Origin of the sequence: Citrobacter braakii (assembly GCF_009648935.1) — a bacterium.
In the GTDB taxonomy this organism is placed as follows: Bacteria; Pseudomonadota; Gammaproteobacteria; order Enterobacterales; family Enterobacteriaceae; genus Citrobacter; species Citrobacter braakii.
Genome location: NZ_CP045771.1, coordinates 328,367 through 346,752, shown reverse-complemented (window position 1 = coordinate 346,752; position 18,386 = coordinate 328,367). Strand labels below are relative to the sequence as shown.

Annotated in this window: 20 protein-coding genes; 11 read left to right on the top strand and 9 right to left on the bottom strand. The window is 45.2% G+C overall.

Annotation, left to right across the window (positions count from 1 at the left end; translation table 11 throughout):
- Positions 1 to 133: 133 nt before the first annotated feature.
- From GFC06_RS01565 to GFC06_RS01535, 7 genes are all read right to left on the bottom strand, one after another.
- Complete coding sequence (locus GFC06_RS01565) at positions 134 to 1,882, bottom strand: ATP-binding protein (RefSeq protein ID WP_153689774.1); 1,749 nt, start codon at positions 1,880 to 1,882, stop codon at positions 134 to 136.
- Positions 1,879 to 2,916, bottom strand: coding sequence for an SIR2 family protein (locus tag GFC06_RS01560; protein ID WP_153689773.1), 1,038 nt, complete (start codon positions 2,914 to 2,916; stop codon positions 1,879 to 1,881). Before GFC06_RS01560 ends, GFC06_RS01565 begins: the two co-directional genes overlap by 4 nt.
- Positions 2,917 to 3,096: 180 nt before the next feature.
- Positions 3,097 to 3,855: a hypothetical protein gene (locus GFC06_RS01555; protein WP_153689772.1), complete on the bottom strand. Its 759-nt coding sequence runs from the start codon at positions 3,853 to 3,855 to the stop codon at positions 3,097 to 3,099.
- 480 nt (positions 3,856 to 4,335) lie between these two features.
- On the bottom strand, positions 4,336 to 5,919 hold the full coding sequence (locus GFC06_RS01550) for a hypothetical protein (protein WP_153689771.1): 1,584 nt from the start codon (positions 5,917 to 5,919) through the stop codon (positions 4,336 to 4,338).
- A gap of 213 nt (positions 5,920 to 6,132) precedes the next feature.
- A complete protein-coding gene (locus GFC06_RS01545; RefSeq protein ID WP_080346851.1) occupies positions 6,133 to 6,525 on the bottom strand; it encodes a putative zinc ribbon protein in 393 nt (130 codons plus the stop codon).
- A gap of 101 nt (positions 6,526 to 6,626) precedes the next feature.
- A complete protein-coding gene (locus GFC06_RS01540; RefSeq protein ID WP_153689770.1) occupies positions 6,627 to 7,271 on the bottom strand; it encodes an inovirus Gp2 family protein in 645 nt (214 codons plus the stop codon).
- A gap of 357 nt (positions 7,272 to 7,628) precedes the next feature.
- Positions 7,629 to 7,865 carry a helix-turn-helix transcriptional regulator gene (locus tag GFC06_RS01535; protein WP_023305360.1) on the bottom strand — a complete coding sequence of 79 codons (237 nt, stop codon included), beginning with the start codon at positions 7,863 to 7,865 and terminating at the stop codon, positions 7,629 to 7,631.
- Between the two features lie 473 nt (positions 7,866 to 8,338).
- Here GFC06_RS01535 and GFC06_RS01530 point away from each other — a divergent pair, with 473 nt between their 5' ends.
- The 8 genes from GFC06_RS01530 to GFC06_RS01495 all read left to right on the top strand — a co-directional run bounded on the left by GFC06_RS01530 (position 8,339) and on the right by GFC06_RS01495 (position 14,869).
- Positions 8,339 to 9,559: a hypothetical protein gene (locus GFC06_RS01530; RefSeq protein WP_153689769.1), complete on the top strand. Its 1,221-nt coding sequence runs from the start codon at positions 8,339 to 8,341 to the stop codon at positions 9,557 to 9,559.
- Positions 9,560 to 9,867: 308 nt separating this feature from the next.
- Positions 9,868 to 10,302, top strand: coding sequence for a hypothetical protein (locus GFC06_RS01525; protein ID WP_153689768.1), 435 nt, complete (start codon positions 9,868 to 9,870; stop codon positions 10,300 to 10,302).
- A gap of 57 nt (positions 10,303 to 10,359) precedes the next feature.
- Positions 10,360 to 11,199: a hypothetical protein gene (locus GFC06_RS01520; protein ID WP_153689767.1), complete on the top strand. Its 840-nt coding sequence runs from the start codon at positions 10,360 to 10,362 to the stop codon at positions 11,197 to 11,199.
- Between the two features lie 689 nt (positions 11,200 to 11,888).
- The gene (locus tag GFC06_RS01515; RefSeq protein ID WP_153689766.1) at positions 11,889 to 12,710 is read left to right on the top strand and encodes a DUF932 domain-containing protein; all 822 of its coding nucleotides are present in this window, start codon (positions 11,889 to 11,891) and stop codon (positions 12,708 to 12,710) included.
- 65 nt (positions 12,711 to 12,775) lie between these two features.
- The gene (radC, locus tag GFC06_RS01510; protein ID WP_153689765.1) at positions 12,776 to 13,246 is read left to right on the top strand and encodes a RadC family protein; all 471 of its coding nucleotides are present in this window, start codon (positions 12,776 to 12,778) and stop codon (positions 13,244 to 13,246) included.
- Positions 13,243 to 13,563, top strand: a complete 321-nt coding sequence (locus tag GFC06_RS01505) for a type IV toxin-antitoxin system YeeU family antitoxin (RefSeq protein WP_153689764.1) — start codon at positions 13,243 to 13,245, stop codon at positions 13,561 to 13,563. Before radC ends, GFC06_RS01505 begins: the two co-directional genes overlap by 4 nt.
- Positions 13,564 to 13,598: 35 nt before the next feature.
- Positions 13,599 to 13,919 (top strand): TA system toxin CbtA family protein, encoded by a 321-nt coding sequence (locus GFC06_RS01500; RefSeq protein ID WP_023305367.1) that lies wholly within the window; start codon positions 13,599 to 13,601, stop codon positions 13,917 to 13,919.
- 113 nt (positions 13,920 to 14,032) lie between these two features.
- Entirely contained in the window at positions 14,033 to 14,869 is an 837-nt protein-coding gene (locus tag GFC06_RS01495) for a DUF4942 domain-containing protein (protein ID WP_153689763.1), read from the top strand.
- A gap of 200 nt (positions 14,870 to 15,069) precedes the next feature.
- Here GFC06_RS01495 and GFC06_RS01490 read toward each other — a convergent pair whose 3' ends face one another.
- Entirely contained in the window at positions 15,070 to 15,942 is an 873-nt protein-coding gene (locus tag GFC06_RS01490; protein ID WP_153689762.1) for a phosphorothioated DNA-binding restriction endonuclease, read from the bottom strand.
- 258 nt (positions 15,943 to 16,200) lie between these two features.
- On the opposite strand from GFC06_RS01490, the gene GFC06_RS01485 reads away from it, so the two are divergent.
- From GFC06_RS01485 to GFC06_RS01475, 3 genes are read left to right on the top strand one after another with little or no spacing between them, the layout of a single operon-like run.
- Positions 16,201 to 16,650, top strand: coding sequence for an STM2901 family protein (locus tag GFC06_RS01485; RefSeq protein WP_003830103.1), 450 nt, complete (start codon positions 16,201 to 16,203; stop codon positions 16,648 to 16,650).
- The gene (locus tag GFC06_RS01480) at positions 16,644 to 16,970 is read left to right on the top strand and encodes a DUF1493 family protein (RefSeq protein ID WP_016155588.1); all 327 of its coding nucleotides are present in this window, start codon (positions 16,644 to 16,646) and stop codon (positions 16,968 to 16,970) included. Before GFC06_RS01485 ends, GFC06_RS01480 begins: the two co-directional genes overlap by 7 nt.
- A gap of 18 nt (positions 16,971 to 16,988) precedes the next feature.
- A complete protein-coding gene (locus GFC06_RS01475) occupies positions 16,989 to 17,474 on the top strand; it encodes an Hcp family type VI secretion system effector (RefSeq protein WP_016151545.1) in 486 nt (161 codons plus the stop codon).
- Between the two features lie 62 nt (positions 17,475 to 17,536).
- On the opposite strand, the gene symE is transcribed toward GFC06_RS01475, so the two are convergent.
- On the bottom strand, positions 17,537 to 17,899 hold the full coding sequence (gene symE, locus GFC06_RS01470; protein ID WP_131347532.1) for an endoribonuclease SymE: 363 nt from the start codon (positions 17,897 to 17,899) through the stop codon (positions 17,537 to 17,539).
- Between the last annotated feature and the right edge of the window lie 487 nt (positions 17,900 to 18,386).

The window sequence follows — 18,386 nt, the reverse complement described above, 5'->3', positions numbered from 1 at the left end:
ATCACCATCTCTGTCCCCATTGATTGCAGGGTAGGCCTACCTGATTCACTTTTGGCAATTAAAATGTTTCTCGAATCAAATAAATATGCACTAAAAAGTACTCGGCGAGTATCTATACCCGTCGAGTACTGCATTATTTATTAATTCTTGACTGGCTTCTTAAACATTCAACAGCCGCCTCTAATAAATCTAGATCAGGGTTAAGAGAACCCCATTCTTTCCAGAAATCTCGGGTGGCGCTGTCGGGTTTTACCTGTGGTTGGTCAAGTTTAATGCGTGTTGGTAGAAGAACCGCATCCCCAAGCAACAAGGCCTCACCTGTATCTAAAAGTGGAAGCATAGCTGTTAGACCAGAGAGGGAATCAGGCATCAGTCTCTTGATAACATTTTGATCACTGTCATTTGTTAGCCTGAGAGCAAGGAAATTGTTACATTGGGAAAGGATTGTTCGGCTTACATCTGATGGCCTCTGGCTTACGACCAATAATGAGAAACCGTATTTACGCCCCTCTTTTGCAATGCGCTCAAAGGACCATAGCGCCTGTCGTTGAACTGAATCGGCGTCATCTTTTACAGGAAGATAAAGATGTGCTTCATCGCAAAGTAAAGTCACTGGCGTACGAGAATTTGCGTTCATCCAGAACTGAATATCATAGAGTAGGCGGGCTAACGTTCCCGTCACTACTGGCAGGATATCAGCAGGAACTTCAGAGAAATCGATAATTTTAATACCGTTACCAGAATCAGCTCGAAGTAGTTTTATAATCTGTTTGGCAAGCCATCCATAATCGAGAGCTTCAGGTGGTGGGGAAAACATAAAACCATATCGGCGATCATCAAGTTTTGCTTCCAGCCTAGAAAGAAAACGTGTCAACTTGTCTTCCCAGTCGCCCTTTACAGCAGTTCCGTTTTTCCCGACGCCCTTCGTAATATTATCCTTACTTAAAAGAGCAACTAAATCAGAAATAGCGTAAGGTATTGGCGAGTCTACTGTGAATGTCTCTTTGACTTTTGGCTTACCAGATAAGTCCAGAGTTGCGCCTTTGAGATCCCGAACATGAAGAGTGAAGCGAGAGGCTTGGTTTGGAGCATTTTGATCGCTACGGTCAAGAATCATCGACAACATTTCATCTCGATTCAGTAACCAATACGGTAGAAATAGTGCATCATCTTTAGGTGCAGTAAGGTCTCCTGGTCCGGCGATACGGAATCGTTGTGCGTAACCTCCTTTGGTTTTGTCAGCAAGTGTGGCGTACTCACCATGCATATCGAACACAACGATATTCGGATATTTAAGCTTAGCTGCTCGCTCTAGTATTAGGGCAACGGCCCAACTCTTACCTGAACCAGTACTTCCTAGGATGGCCGCATGCCTCTGGAAAAATCTATCCCCACTAGCAATAGCCTCAGCACTCCGATCCGCCACGAAAGTACCTAGTTTAAGTCGTTCTTCGTCGGGTAAACCGGCACCGAGTATGCCCATAAATCGCTGAAGATTAACACCTTCTATCAGAAAGCATTCGCGATCGATCTGAGGAAAACTATCGGCACCTCGTTTGAAAATATCCGTTTTATCTCCATCAACAGTTCTATAAGTGCCAATGACGAAAGCTTGCATATGGTCTGAAGGTGATACGGTTAACATCCCTGACTCATCCTCTTCTGGGTCAGGTAGTTCTTCTCGTAGTGAGCGAGTAACGCGATCTGTCATTCCAATCAGGAATTCGGCCTGTGTTGCTCCTTTTACTGCTATAAGCTGTCCGATTCCAACTCGTGTCAGCATTTCTGAGTTGGTGACATCAATAGCCACACGGCTGGTATCTACTCCAGCCACACGACCTATTTGTTCGTTTTCTGTAAATTTAAGAGCAGGACTGGTCATGCAGATAAGACTCCTTCTACGAATCCTTTAAGATCCCAGTAATCAACACCAGGGTAAAATATCTCACTACCATCGACGATGAAGCGCGCACCGGCAGTTCCTGCATCGTTATGAAACTCCGCTGCAATTACATTCTTGTTTAACTTAGCTATTTCTTTAGCTTTTACGGAAAGTGTATGCGTCAAAATGACAGTTCTGACTCCTGACCGAATACAAGGAGTCAGATGTGTTTCCAAATGATCATCATTAAAGCCATAACCAATGATTAAGAAACGACTGGCTTTATCAATTGCGTCATTAGCTTTTTCCCTGTGTTTGTCAAAGGGACTATCGTAGCCGCTCCTGAATTTATTCAAGCCAGGTGTAATAATTAGACGAGGAAGAGGAAGATCTCCTGTATATCGCACCGGGTTCCCTTTACGGTGATACCAGTCCAGACTGCCATGCGGCTTGAAAACGTTCACTTTTGGTGTGAACTTATATCGCACATGCTTACCAACAAGTTTGGCTCCGCGGCAAAAGCCCCAGTGGCTATCAAGAGGCACTAGACGAGCAGCAAAATACCCGCTGAACATCGTATCAACTCCTAATCCAGCTTCTTCACAGGCAAGCTCAACTAAGCGGTCATAGTTAGTTGTAACAATGGGTATGCCTTTATCTGGTTTTAATAAATGAGGAAGTAACATTGTAAGCCGAAGTGTTTTCTCGTTTTTAAACACCTCAGAGATAATAGCTGCTTCGGCTGCTGCTATGTATTCCCCGGTAGATTTGACAATGATTGCTTCAAGGGCTGGTGTCGGGGCTCGTTTGAGCAAGGCCGCTTCTAAACCATCCGTTCCGATCGAGGGGTGGATCTCATTCCAGAGTTTCAGGTCATCAGGGGAAAGATTGTCTGCGACATGGGCGATCAGATGGTCCCCGAGTTTTCCCATTCCAGGAACTCCTTCTGCGCAAGATAACCCTGAACCAACGATTAGAACTAGGCCATCACCCAGATGCTGTTGAAGTCGTTTTTTTAAATCATTCAGTTCCACTTGCTCTCTCCGTAGATGCAGCACTTAATTCGTGGGGGTAGGCAATTTACAAACATAGGTAAATTAACTAAGCCTTATAATTTTCGGCCAACAAAAACGACTTTCTATTAACAAAGGTTCGATAATCAGATATAGGGCTCTCATTTTAACCTTTTGAAAAAGAGGGCTCTTATATCTCCATCACAACTTTGATTCGCAGTCCTTGCTTAACTGGAGATAGGTTTCGTAGCCCGGTTTGATCCATTTCGCCAAGAGCCAATCGTGTTGGAGACTCCCATCCTTGGAAAAGAAATCTTTGCCTTGATTCAGGGGGAAAGAGAAGATGTGCTTGTTCTTATCCGGCCCTGTATAAAGGCTAGCCACGATCTCCGCATTCTTCCCGTATTTCTTCTCCAGGGCTTTATTCAGGATATCTACAAAACCGACCTCGTAGATTCCAACACCGGCATCAGCTTCGAAGTTATGTAGGCTTTTCAAATCAAGCCCGTTCATCAGGTCATTCAGTCCCTTCAGGAGTACGGCATTCTCTACCATTACCCATACGGTTTGTCCTGGTCTAACAGTCAAAGGTTCGTTTCGGTTCGCATCAGAGCTGAAGGTACAACGAGACTGCCAACCTGCTTTGCCCTTGGTAACAAGCTTATTACCGCTACCGTCAACATCAGCAGAGACAATCATCAGAGGTGATGTATCGTAATTCCTGATCTCCATCATCAGGAACACCTCGTCTTGTCCTTCTTTGATATTTGACCTGATGCGGAAGGGTTGTAACCGCGCTTGTATAACCGACACATTCTCTTCAGATGCAAACCAAGACCAGATCACTTCCTTTGCGTCTTTCAGAGTGATAAGCCCTGCACCAACGGCAACGATAAGTGCTAATGATGGGGTAACGATTTTCCATTTAGCTTTCAGGTATTGAATAATATCCGAAGACATCCTGGTATGGTCCTAAGATCTCAATGAGAAATATCTAAGATATACAGAACAATCACTGCTCGCAACTTCGCCTTGTCCAAGAAGAGATCTTATCTCAGGTAAGCGCTGTTATTGCATCCTCTATCCATAAGGTCATTAGTAAAATAAGAGTTAGTGGCCAAAAAATTTGAGCATGTATGACGGTGTACCTGACCTGCACCCAAAGAATTATTGCAGCGTAGACTAGTAATGTCCGCCTTACGCCCTGAGACATTCGACAAGCGTTTTAGGGGGCCGTTTGGGAGCCTGCGGTCCGGGTCATTTCGTCCCACTGGAGGACTATTCTTCAGTGATCTGACTGCCCTCTGGCGATATCATACTGAACACCATAATTGGTGCCATCCCGTCCTGAGCAGTTGAGCACAAACCCCATAGAAATCTCCTTTTAGAAATATGAGTATTATTTAATAAGCTTAGAAAGATCAACTTAATAATAAAATCTCATTTTTCTTCATCTTCGAAGTATGATTGCGGCCCTCCTGCCAGACGGTAACTTTCCCTGAGGCCATCCGAATTTTTTTCTTTATAGAAAGGTTCTGCGAAATGTTTTTCATAAACGTTAATCAGGTTTTTATTTCTGGTCGCATGGAATCTTTTTTTTACATCATGAGCTTCCAGCACGTGTATTTTATAGCGTTTCCTGACTGAGTTATTATCACGAAATTTTTCAAGCGATAACTTGCTGTCTACGCCCAGCTTCCCTGTGGTCCAGAATTCGACATGAATGTCGGCTTCTGGCTTCTCTTTTTTGGCGGCATCGAAAAATACAGGTACCTGATCTCCTATCCAGTGTTTAACGTCTTCATGCTTGACAAAGGAATAGGGTTTGTAGCCTTTACATTCAATAAACCTTACCTCCTGATATCCCTTAGCGATGAACACATCACTTTCTGCTTTTTTACCGTCAGCAGAACGGAAAACTTTTCCTATCTCAACGGCACCTTCATGTTTCATCACTTCAGCAACAAGATATTCGAAGAGTGCCCCCTGCAGCTGCGCTGCGGCACCTTTAACATTCGTTAGCGCAACCATAATAGAATCAATTTTTTCCAGGTTAGAGCTGGCATTTGTGAAGTAATAGAACAGAAAATCGTTCAGCTCGCGCAGTGACTTTGCAAACTCTTCACCGAACAGATTTTCTGGTGTAGCGGGGATAACGCCTTCCTTCTTCAGAGCATGAAACGCATCTTTGTCGAACTGACTGGCGGCCAGCATAAAAAGACTTTTACCAACGTTTCTTATGCTCCTTAGCGATTTACATTTAGCTATAAAGGGCTGTACTTGGGCCAGAGTGACTTTGGTCCCCAGCAGAACGTCACAGGCAAAAAAACCGGGCTTGTTTACATCGCTTCCTGGTGTAACAAGAGGAGACAAATAGCTGGGACCTGTTAAATCGAACAGATAGTTTGAAATTGCAGGTGGCTTCCCTTCTTCATCCTGCCTTGTCCTTGCCAGGTTATAGCTGATCAGATTGAGGTTCTGACTCCACTGAACCATCGTCGCGATGAAAATGCTCTCTGTCACCAGACGCGCGTGTATCTGTCTCGATACGGAATCGTACCGCCTTTCATCTTTTTCTCTGAGAGCGATGCATTCTCCAATTTCGGGCAGGATAATTTCAGTGCATAAACCAATTTTCACCAGCCTTTGCCATACTACAGTGAACGGAATTTTTCTCTTCATGGCTACAGGTGAACCACTTGCAGCACCAAAATCACGTTTAGGAATGATTCCGCCTCTGGCCAGAAGAGCGCTAAGTGCAAGGCCCAATGCTGAACCACTCTCTATAAGCTTATCGGTCAGTACCTGCCAGAACTCATCGCTACCATAGGAGTCCCTGAGATATACAAACTGCTCCCTCTTTGGGAATACGTTTTTAATGCTGTTTATCTCACCGGCTAAGACAGCCCGTGAGATAACCTTCCTCGCATTTTCTGCAGAGATGTTTTTGCTTTGAATCAGCAGATCCGCCAGCGTTGAACTCAGGCAGGGACCTTCGTGCTTCAAAAGAGAGATGAGTGTCATAGTTTTCTTGTCACACTGCGCTATTAATAATTACAAACATAACACGCTCGGTTCTATTTTAAAAAGGACACTCAATTATTTTGTTTGATATCAATTAGTTATTCATAAAATTTCACTATCTAGTCATTAATCTGTCGCGATTATTGTTTTATAGTATTTTATTCTAATCTCTTCCAGGGCGTATATCTGTCACCAAGCTGACGATACAGCCTCTTACGCATCAGTTGCATAAATCCAGTCAGCACATTGAGGACATCTCTTCTCCCCATGCCAGCTGACATGACACCAGCAACATCTCCATTGCCGTATAGCCGTGTTAGCCGGTGGAAGGCGCTTTTGTGGCAGCGGTATGATTAGTGATGAGGTTTGCTCCTGCACTGTCTGGTGCTTGTTGAATCGACATTTTTTAAGTCGAGCGACATTGTTGATATGCCCCGGCAGATGCACAAACGTCTTTGTCGTTGTCAGAGGGTCAAATTGAACACCGATCTGCAGTTTGCAGTAAATGCAATGTAATGAAGCAAAATCAACCTGTTGAACATATTCTGGTGTAACCCATTCACCCTTTGCGGTAACGGCATGAGTGGCTAAAACGAAGTAATTCATCATGAACTCCAGAGAAAATGAAAAAGCCAGCATGGTTAGCTGGCTTTGTGTGTGATTGAGAGATGTGGCTGGCGGTAACACCCTGACCAGCCCCTGTTCGATCAAGACTGGCTACAGCCAAATGACCGTTCCTCACTGCTGTATACTTTCGTACGTTCCTTTGCCAGGTAGCTAAGGCGGTACATTAAACTGTTATACGACTCAGAGTAGGCTGGAGGATTATTGATATTCAGGTGATAACAGGGTTTATCAGGGAAGTGAATCAGCGTTAAATATTCAGTAGCTAAAGGTAGCTTTAAGGCGCTCAACCATGCAGCCTGAATTATAGAGGCCACGTTATAATCATTCCCCGTATAATCTCCGAGACCGAGAAAGGCATCCTTATTGAGGAATAACACCACATGCCAGTGTGGTTTATCACTTTTATCTTTATCAATTTCTTTAACCCAGGCGTAGCGTAAATGGCACGGATAGATTCTCATGCCATTTTTACTTTTGTTCTTCAGGAATATCTGTATACGGGCATCAAGTGCTTCAATAAAACGGGACATGAGTCCTTTATTCATATCGACAATACAAGAAATACTATCACCGGTGTCTTTATAATCGGGCACATGAAGGTCAATACGAATGGCTGTTGTTCTTGGATGTTCACGCACAGCGTTATGAATGACATTCGATAATCGATGTAAGTAATGAGTATTGAAAGGTGCATGACTCATATTGAGTGGGTAGATATTATTCATTGTTTCTTTTCTCAGAATGAAGAGCATCATTGCTGATGCCATAATGTTTTAAAGGATGTGAGTGATATCACTTAAGATTGTTAGAGTGTAGATGCCATGTTTAACTGATAAACGTATCTGACATATATCACTGATGTGATATTAATGAAGTTTATGTGGTAGTTATAATTGCTTATTTGAGTGTAATACTTGGTGTTGATGGGTATATTACGCATGTATAGCAGATATGTACTGACGAGTATATATTACCATACCAACGCAACTGATGTATTAAATGACCGCTGAATTCCAAGAGATATTCACATTCTATATTTAGAATTCACTCCGAAGTTAGCTGGTTTTTCATAAGGAAAGGACTCACTTGTTTTTCTCATTAAAGATTACAACAGAACCAGAACGCGATAATTTAATCCTCTCCTCGATCCACTCTTTTACTTCACTTTCAATCCAGCGGGAGCTACGACCAAACTTCACCGGCTTTGGAAACTTACCTTCATGCGCCAGCTTATAAAACCATTTATCAGATAACCCTGTCAGTTCAGTAATGAACTGCATGCTAACGAATTTATCTTCGTGAATATTAATAGTGCTCATGACATGTCTCCGTAATGTATCAGGAGGACACCGGTCGGCATCCTTTCATGTCATTGGTCGCGTATGTACGATTTTACATTCCCAGTGATCTGGGAAGCATTTGAAAGCTGCAACCTTTTACTGCAGATGCTCAGAAGTCACCCTGTCGTCACACTATGATAAACTGGAAGCAGAAAGTCATTCTGAAATAACACCCATAAATATGGTAAAACCCCTTATGCTACGAGGCTTACAGGGCAATTATGTACTACATTTTTTACTACATAAAAAACTACGTTTTTTGCTATGAAGATAACTAGTTTTTGCTCTTCTTTTTTGACTATTTTTATACCTGACCTTATTATGATTGAAATTTAATCGAAGCGTATTACAGGACGTAACTAGTGGAGAATTCACTGCACAGTGCAATAATAAATAACAGGAGAGCCCTGAGATTATTCTTGTGGTATCTATCTGATCAGGATTTGGCCATATTGACCAATAAACTGGCATCAACTAAAAACACTTACAATGCAGATGACATATTTGGTAGTAATATTGAAATCGCTGAAGGTGCAATTAATCAGGCTGTGCGACTGATAAAAGATAATGAGGTTAAGAGAAACTTCACAATAGATTTTAATGAATTTAAATCACTCCAGATACCCGCATCTGAATTTTCCTGGATAAAAAAATCACCTGATGCTTGCTACTTCACATGGCTGTTTATCAAAAGCCAGATACACGATTCATTCAAAGTGCTTGAGTTGGACGTTTTTATAGTTGGTAGAATAAGGAACCAACGCTATCCCAATATACATGATTACCTTTACAATAAACTGGAACTGGATGCTTACCCTGTCGATAATAAAGAGCGTCTTTCAGTTATAGAGGATTTTTTTGACCGTGCACCTGCGACCCTCAAAGCCAGGCTCGATCTGATGCGCCGGATTCGTAACAAGTGGGAGGAAATTTATCCTTCGAGTATAAATTTCCCTCTTTCACCAAAAAACAAAAAAAAATGCGACTGGGCATGGAAATACATTCAGAAAGACAGAAGTCGAATGAATACCCGGAGAAAAGACCGTGAGGGGAATTATACTGGAGAAACCAATCCTGCACCTTTTACTAACAGCAGTATGCTGTCCATGCTGAGGCCGTCAGGCTCCTTTGAAAAATACATGGCTGTTAAGTTTTATTTTTTGTTCATTTATTTGTTTTTAAAAGATGAACTATTTATGCAACGTTTTAAAAAGGCATGGCAGGTACATCAGTACAGAGCAACTTCTGATACCAGAGAAAGAAAAGCATCTTTGCGTGCCCGGATAAAGAATAAAACATCAGTACCCAATCCCGTTTCTGAACCATTGACAGTCACAACACTTACCGAACTTGCTACTATCAGTAACATGTCTTTCATACCGGAAATACAGTCCTATAGCCAATATGCTCCGGTCAATGAAATAACGGCAAAGGAAGAAAAAGACTGTCAGATTCATAATACAACGGTGCTGCGCGCCCCTCCTACTGATAATTCCAGCGATGGCCAAGTTACGCATATTTCCATTGGGGAAGCTCTGAAACGTATGGGGAAATTACCTCGCAGTGATGAACACTCTGCACCGATGCCAGATAAAAATCCGGGCTCAACCTCAAAAAGAATCTGGACGAGGTTGCAAAAAGCGATGATGGAAGGTGATAAGGACGAACACTGAGCATCCCCGCGTTCTGACGCATCCCATTTTTTTTCAGACCTGTATTACCACGGTGAGATCATTCCGGACAGTTTCTGGAATGTCTCACCGCATTGATCTGCAACACCGATCGATACTTCAAAAAACGATAGTTAATTTCTATTGATAATGAATTATTGATCGCTATTTACATAGATAATAACGATCAATTCCTGGTAACTGATCTGTAATAACGATTATCCCGCCCCGGACAAAATGCATACGATCGAATGGCCTTTTGTACAACAAAAGGCCATTTTTCGTTTGTAAAACAATAGTAAGGAATCTCTATGTTGAAGATCACGTCTGTACTTCTTTTCGGTGCAACATTGTTTAGCTGCGTTGTGCACGCCATGGGTCAGGAGCAGCAATGGGGCAACTGGTTTGGCACTGTCAATGCGATGGAGTTTGAACTTAACGCCGACAATAGCGCCGGAGAACGTATGACGCTCACCTGCCGGGACAGCCATTTGATAGTGAGCTACAGCGGGTCTGATAAGGAACCAATGGATATACCAGATAATCGGCAAGAAGCCATGGGAATCAATATCAACGCTGTTCATTACCCGCCAGATGAGGCGGCTTTTATAGCGCTCAAAAACACAGACAGCCATGGGCAAATTGAAATCACCCGGATGAATAAACCCGTATCTCACCCGTTCAATGCCGCAGGGCTCAGGGACGCTCTAGAGGATCTCAACTGGGAAGACTGCATCAGCCATTAACCATCCCATCCGGTAGCTCATGCTCCCACATCATTAATCATTAGTGAGGATATTTTTATGGCGACGTTCATTTCACGCCTAGTCTTACTCTGCACCCTTTCGCTCCCAGCATTCAGCTCTGCCATCACCATTCAGGGGAACATTCATCCTGAGCGCTATACCTTCTTTCTGACAGAAAAAGGCGGCGAAATGCTGCGGGACATGAACAACGAGGCCGTGAACGTAAAACATAGCGGAAAGGCCAGTGCTTCGGTTGATGCGCAAAATAAGGCTGCGGCTGCAAACATATCGCCCCTGCTGTACCCGGGGGCACCGCTGGAGCAAAACTTTATCCGCTACGACGGTAAGCCAGTGAAAGCTCTGACCTGCCTTATTACCACTCGCACCATGCCGGGCCAGAATAAAGACTATGCATGGGAGGAAACCTACTGCCTAGATGAAACTGGTGCAGCCTACATTGGCACTAAAGGCTGGCCGTCTCGTACTATTTTCAGTAAGAGCTGTGCAGTGGGCGCTGCTGACTGCCCTGTTTACCTGAGCATGAACAACGACCCGCCAACCATGCGGAACGACTCTGTTCAATATGTTCCTTACAGCCGCGAGCGCGTAAGTGGGCAGACAGGACGTAACCCTGAGTCAAAACTAACGACGACTGAAACCGTCGCTGAGCAGGACGGTTATGTAGTGAGTTTTGTTAAAGCCAGCAACTGTGCAGACAATAAACTGATTGTGAAAAATAAAAACTCAGGGAAAACTGCTGCAATTGCAGGATTAAATGGTTGCACTTTTGATCCGAAGAATAATGCAGTAATTATCTTCCCTCTAAATGAATACGTCGGCGTTTACAGTGGCCCCACAAACGCTTCTGAGGAAATAGCCTCCGTCGATCTCCCCTAATTACTCACCCGGTCCGGTATACGCTACCTGCGATACCGGACGTATTATGGACAGTCCTATGAAATACCCGAAATTCCCTGACGATATAGATACACAATCACTGGATCTGACCTGGCCCGTTGTTTTTAGCGTTGCAGGGCTCACTCTGCTAAGAAGTAAGTCGGTCGTATGCCAAACATTGGGAGCCAGCCTGATGACCCTTAGCCTGATAAGGCTCATAAAAAAACTCGCCACTCTTGCCTGAAAAAGCCCCTATCAGGCAACACGGTTTGTGTGCCAGCTCCTAGACCACACGTACTATCGCCTTCCGACGTTCACCTGAAAGCTAATTCTCGACAAAAGCTAAAGCGCTCCTTTATCAAAGGGCTGGCTACAGTAGCAGAGGACAGAATTAATGATGATGCCTTTGTTTTATCGGTGTGCAGCAAAGCGTATGAACGCTTGCCTCTGCTCATAAGGCGAGTCGTGAAGTACGAATGGTGTCTTCGATACTTCCAGTACAGTAAGCCCTTTATTCTGCGGCGATTACAACATTACCAGATCGACAATCTAACTCCGCCGACATTACCTGACAGTGAACTGTCGCCACAGCAAGACCAGCCACCAGCTTCTCCCTGAATATTTTATCTTCCATCCGAAGCCACTCCAGTGGAGTGGCTTTTTTATGCCCATTTTTAAAGGAATTAACTATGACACGTTTAGTCAGCCGTTTTGGTGCGGTCAACCTTGTACGTCGTGACCGCCCATTAACCCGCGACGAACTGGCCCATTATGTGCCAAGCGTCTTCAGCGAAGAAAAGCATGAATCCCGCAGTGACCGATACACTTACATCCCGACCATTACTTTGCTTGCTAACCTGCAACGCGAAGGCTTCCAGCCATTCTTCGCGTGCCAGACCAGAGTCCGCGACCAGAGCAAACGAGAACATACGAAACATATGCTGCGCCTGCGTCGTGCCGGGCAACTGACCGGCCATCAGGTACCGGAAATCATTCTTCTTAACAGCCATGACGGCTCATCGAGTTACCAGATGCTGCCGGGACTGTTTCGTGGCGTCTGTACCAACGGACTGGTCTGCGGCCAGTCATTCGGAGAAGTGCGGGTGCCGCATAAAGGTAATGTCGTTGAGAAGGTGATTGAAGGCGCTTACGAAGTGCTCGGTGTGTTTGACCGGGTGGAAGAGAAACGCGATGCCATGCAGTCGCTTTTGTTGTCGCCACTCGCTCAGCAGGCGATGGCGAAAGCAGCATTAACCTATCGCTTTGGTGAAGAGCATCAACCGGTGACGGAATCGCAGATACTTACGCCACGCCGCTGGCAGGACGAGAGTAACGATCTGTGGACCACTTACCAGCGTATTCAGGAAAACCTGATTAAAGGCGGTCTTTCGGGGCGCACGACCAGCGGCAAGCATGCTCACACACGTGCGGTAAACGGTATCGACGGCGATGTGAAGCTCAATCGTGCTCTGTGGGTGATGGCCGAGAATATGTTGCATCTCGCTTCATGACACTTTTTATCATTTTTCAGGCCCTGCTAATAAACCAGCGGGGCCTTTTGTTTTAAGGAACCATTATGTCTGCGTCCAGCTTATCCACGGTATTTCCGGCCAACGAGCAACGCGTTATTAGACGGGCATTACGAATTGTTGAGAAATACCAGCGTAAGCCCGGTGAGACATTTACCTCTACAAGTTTCACCAAAACCTGGCTTCAGCTATATATGGCTCATCAGGAGCGTGAAGTGTTTATTGTGATGTATCTCGATAATCAACACTGCCTGCTGGGACGAGAAACACTGTTTACCGGCACGCTCAGCCATACTGAGTTGCATCCCCGCGAAGTGGTGAAATCGGCCCTGAAGCATAATGCCGCTGCGGTCATTCTGGCGCACAACCATCCATCAGGTACGACTGAAATCAGCCTGCAGGATAAACACATCACTCAGCGGGTGATGAAAGCGCTGGCACTGGTTGAGGTGCGGGTGCTGGATCATCTTGTTGTGGGTGATGAAGTAGTTTCTTTTGCAGAGTGTGGCTTATTATGAAATCAACACTCCATGAATGGGGGCTCCAACCCGATATTTCACCACGATTTGGCGCCAGGCTGGTTCAGGAAGGCAACAGGTTGCATTATCTGGCCGACAGAGCCGCTTTTGCCGGAAGTTTCACTCCCGAGCAGTTACAAAAACTCGAACAGGTTTTCCCTCTACTACTAGAACACCTGGAAAATATGCTGTGTTTTGGCGAGCTCAATCCTCGTTGGCAACATCAGGTGAAGATTCACCTTGCCGGATTAACATGTGTCGCTGATACCCGTGCCAGTTGCGGCTACGTTTACATTTCAATTTATCCAGCTCAGTAACACCTCTCTCCTCTTCTTTTACCAGGACTTCACTCATGCAAATTTCAACTGTACCGGCTACGGTGCCGGTTTCGCCACGCCTGTCGCCCGTCCAGGTATGGCAGCAATTGCTATCGTATCTGCTGGAACACCATTACGGTCTCACGCTTAACGACACCCCCTTTCATTACGATGCAGCAATCCTGGAGCATATCGAGGCGGGAATAACGCTGGCTGATGCGGTAAATTTCCTGGTGGATCGCTATGAACTGGTACGCATCGACCGCAAAGGATTTAGCTGGCAGGAACAGACACCGTTTCTTACCGCTACTGATATTCTCAGGGCAAAACGTGCTACCGGATTAATGAATAATTAAATTCCTCGAGCCTCTTTCCAGATTTTTACCTCTGCACTTTCCACTCATTTTATTCATTGCATAATGCGCCTGCCATTCCCGGCAGGCGTGTTTGCGTTTATGGACGATTAACGATGCAAACAGAACCCGACGTGTTGACGGAACATAACGAACTCATCCTTTCGACCAGTATTGAGCGTATTGTTACTGGTCGCGATTCAGCACTTATGAAGATTCAACAGATTATCGACCAGCTGGATGCCATTTCACGGTTAACCTCAGAAGTCGGTGGGGGTACCGCACAAGACTGGGCGATGAAATCTGGACACCGCTACGATAGTTGGCTGACTGAAAAGGTTGATAAAGCGATGCCGGCTATCACGCGTAATATCGACCGCAGTATCTGGCGCGATTTGATGTTGAAATCCGGCATGATGGCATTGATGGATGCACAGGCTCGCGACCAGTGGCATAAGAACCTGGAGGAGGGGGATCTTCCTGCTATCAGCGAGGCAAATATCCTCAGCACCTTTGAACAGTTGCATCTGAACAAAATGGATGTTTTTGAACGCGGCATTATCAACGTTTTCAAAGGGCTCTCATGGGATTACAAAACCAATAGCCCCTGCAGCTTTGGTAAGAAGATCATCATTAATAATCTGGTGACGTATAACAGATGGGGATTTAGTCTGAACTGGGGCTGGCGACGGGATCAGTTGGCTGACCTGGAGCGGATGCTGTTTTTACTCGATGGCAAACCAGTACCTGACAACCGTGGTGATATCTCTGTCAGATTGATGGAACATATTCGGGATAACCCGGCTAAGGATGCTTACGAGGATGAGTTCTTCAGTATTCGTTACTTTCAAAAGGGAACCGCGCATCTGACGTTCAAGCGTTTGGAGTTGATAGAAAGGATGAATGACATTATTGCCAAATACTACCCAGGGATGTTAGCTAAGCCCAGGTGAAGTGGCGAGTTTCAGTTGCTTCCTATTGGTAAAAACAGCTTAAAAATGGGAGTATATACGTTCACATAACTCATTGATTTTCAATTATTGCTAACTAAAGTTGATTGAGTATACAAGTGAGTATACAAATCAATATTAACTTATTAAATATTCATTTAATTCAGATTGTTAGGTTTGATTTGCGAGTCCGGCCTTCGCACTCACCCTCTAAACACCTCCTTCCTGTGCCACTCTACAAACCCTTCTTTTGGATAATTCTCGCGCATCATCGGCAGCGCTATCGATTTACCGTCGAAATCCCAGAACAGTCTGCCCACCATGCCGCTGCCATTAACTGCGGGTGATACCTGAACCCGCATACTCTCATCCAGCCCAATCGAACCTTTATCAAAGGCTTTATGGTGGATTGCACACAGCGCCAGGCCGTTTGAAATCTCGCACGGGCCGCCATGCTGTTTCCATTTGATATGGGCCGCTTCAAGCGCAACTGAAGTGCTGTCGTGGCGCATATTGAAGCCACAAATGGCGCATTCATAGTTATAAGCACGCAGAACCTGCTGGCGGAACAACGGGTCCCGCTGTTTGCGGATTTGCAGGATATCAAACCCCAGTTCATCCGCGATTTCTTCCTGAATGCTTTCGGTGAAGTGCGCTTCGAGGATTTGCTGGGCCAGGGCGTTGATGAGGTTCTTGTTCTTTTTCAGCAGGGCAAAATGTTGTTCATCAAAGCCTCCGGCAACGTTATGCGTCACCAGTTCTCCGGCAGGGGGCTGTTTACTGCTGCCGGATGTTGAGCACTGCTCGGCGTTTTGTAGCTCCCAGAACCCATCGCTCTGTAAGCGCCAGAAGGGCATATCCGGGCGGTACTGCGCGCGCTGTGGTCCAAATCGCTCCAGCAGGCTATGCAACGGGTCGCGAACCTCCGAACCGTAGTCAAACAGGCGACCGTGACCCTGCAGATAACCCGCCAGCACATGTAGCAGCAGCAAAGGTTTGTGCGGCGCACGCTGCTCGCCTTTACGCCAGATGGTGATGTCGGCAATTGCCTGCTGCAGGGTTTTACTGGAACTCATTGATTTCATTATCAGGTAAATAATTGCGATGATGCTCGCAAAATATCACCTGATCAAGCAAAGACGGGTTGATGCGCTATCGACGTCACTTATTGGTATCAATTTGATAAAGCACTATGCGTGGCATGTTGTCTGACATCAACGACATCACTTTTATGTTTTCTGAAAAACACATACGCCACGGCAGTTACCGTTCCCCCACCAGGGTACGCAGGAGTACGATAAGCATGCAAATTATTGCATATCGAAGGATCTCTGATGGACACAGTAGAGGAACTCAACGGAACATACTTTTATAAAGGGGTCTGTAACATTTCTGCAGGTGAGCTATTTTTCTGGATTTTTCTCGACAAAATTGATGAACAATTTGGGGGAATTAAAGATGTGGTAACAATGTCATGTATCATTCTTGGGTTACCATTGCTGAAAACACGGGGTAAACCATATGGGGCAACACAAGGCACATCAATTGCCTCCAAATATTCTCGTGAGTTTCTTAACGTAACATTGTCCGTCAGGCTTCCTACCATCACCAATGCCAGTATCAAATATTTAAAACCAATGATGACTAACAATCTGGGGGCATTCGTTGGACGAACAATTCCTGTGATTGGTTGGGCATTACTCGCAAGTGATGTCGCCCAAATTGTCTATAAAACGGTGAATACCTACAACACCATTGCCAGAGAGGAAGATCGCGTATGGTGACGGATAACGAGGTATTAGAATTTTTTCGGGGAGAGTTATCTCTCGCGGTAACGTTTACTTTCAAGCCTATCCCGATTGAACTTGATACGCCGCTGCAAGGTTACGCTGAATGGGATGAATTACCGTATGCCATTGATGATTTTGGAGAGAAATATAACGTTGATGTTTCTGTGATTGATTTCGAGGCCTATTACCCGTGGGAAAGAGAATCGGTCTATCGAAAATGGTTTACCAAAGAACCCATCAAGCAAGTGTCAAAACCGCTTACTGTGCGTATGTTCGCAGAATCAGCCAGAGCAGGCCGCTGGTTATATGATTGATTACAAGGAGGGTTGAAAATGGCTGTACCCGTTCATTTATTTTTAAAAGACGATGGTGGCGCGATGATTCGTGGAGGCTCGGATGTCCAGGGACGTGAAGGCAGTATTGAGTTACGTGGTTTAACACATAACCTTAGCATTCCAACCGATGGTGCCACTGGAAAGCTAACCGGCACACGCCAACATGGCCCATTTCTTTTTGACAAAGAGATCGATTCCTCCAGCCCATACCTTTACAAAGCAGTTGCGACAGGTCAGACACTTCAAAGTGCGGAACTTAAGTTCTATCACATAAACGACGCAGGCCAGGAAGTGGAATACTTTAATACCCTGCTTGAAGGTGTAAAAGTTGTATCAGTGACACCAATCGTGCATGACACACGTACGGTAACGGGAACCGGACATTTGGAAAGCGTACAACTGCGCTATGAAAAAATCACCTGGTGTATTGTAGATGGCAATATTCAATATACCGACGCCTGGAACGAACGCACTACGGCATAAAGCAAAAGTGGCGTAATACCCCAAAAAAGGCGCCCTTCGGCGCCTCAATTACCATCACGCTCTCACCCCTTCGCCGTTTTCCCCGCAATCACCCCGATAAACTCCAGCACCTGCTTTTGCTTACGCGCGGAGAGCTTTTCCACGGCGCGCAGGGATTTCATCAGTTCTGACTCTTCGGGTTCGGGCGCGCGGGCGGTTAACACAATGCAGCCTTGCATTATGCGCACATCGACGCGGGTGCCGGTGTCGAATCCGGCGGCTTTAAGCCACTGGCCCTTCATCACGATGGACGGAAACTGGACATACTTCACCGGCAAACGGCTGTAATCAGGATAACCGCTCGCATAACCCACCTTCAGGCAACGGTTATCTGCGACGTACACTTCTGGATCAAATGAAACTGCAATACAATGCGTATCAGTCATGGTGACTATTCTCCGATAATAGTTACTGCGATTAGCGATGCGGAGGTGTTGGCGCACCTTCGCATCGCGCTAATAAAACCCCTGTAAATTACCCCAGTAATTGGCGGGAAGTCCAGATGTAAATAACATGAAATAAGCGCGATTAGCACGCTTTCGGAATAAATAGAAATCCTCTCTATCCCAATAAACATAGTATTATTCACCGTATAAATTCATTCCTGTCCCATCCTCCTGATACCTGCCATTTCCAGAAAATAACGCCCATCTGTATCAGACAAAAATGTGATCTAACTCACTGAATCAAATAGCAAACTCTGAAACAACACTGTTTTGTACACTTTGCTTTACACTTTTAGTGATGTGAATCACAAATATAAACCCGTGAAGTGATCCGACTCTCACAAAATGGGGTGTACTCATTCAGCAATACAGTATGAGCACAGCCTGGAAAGTTAAGTTTTCAGTATTTCCCCTCTCCACGGGGGCA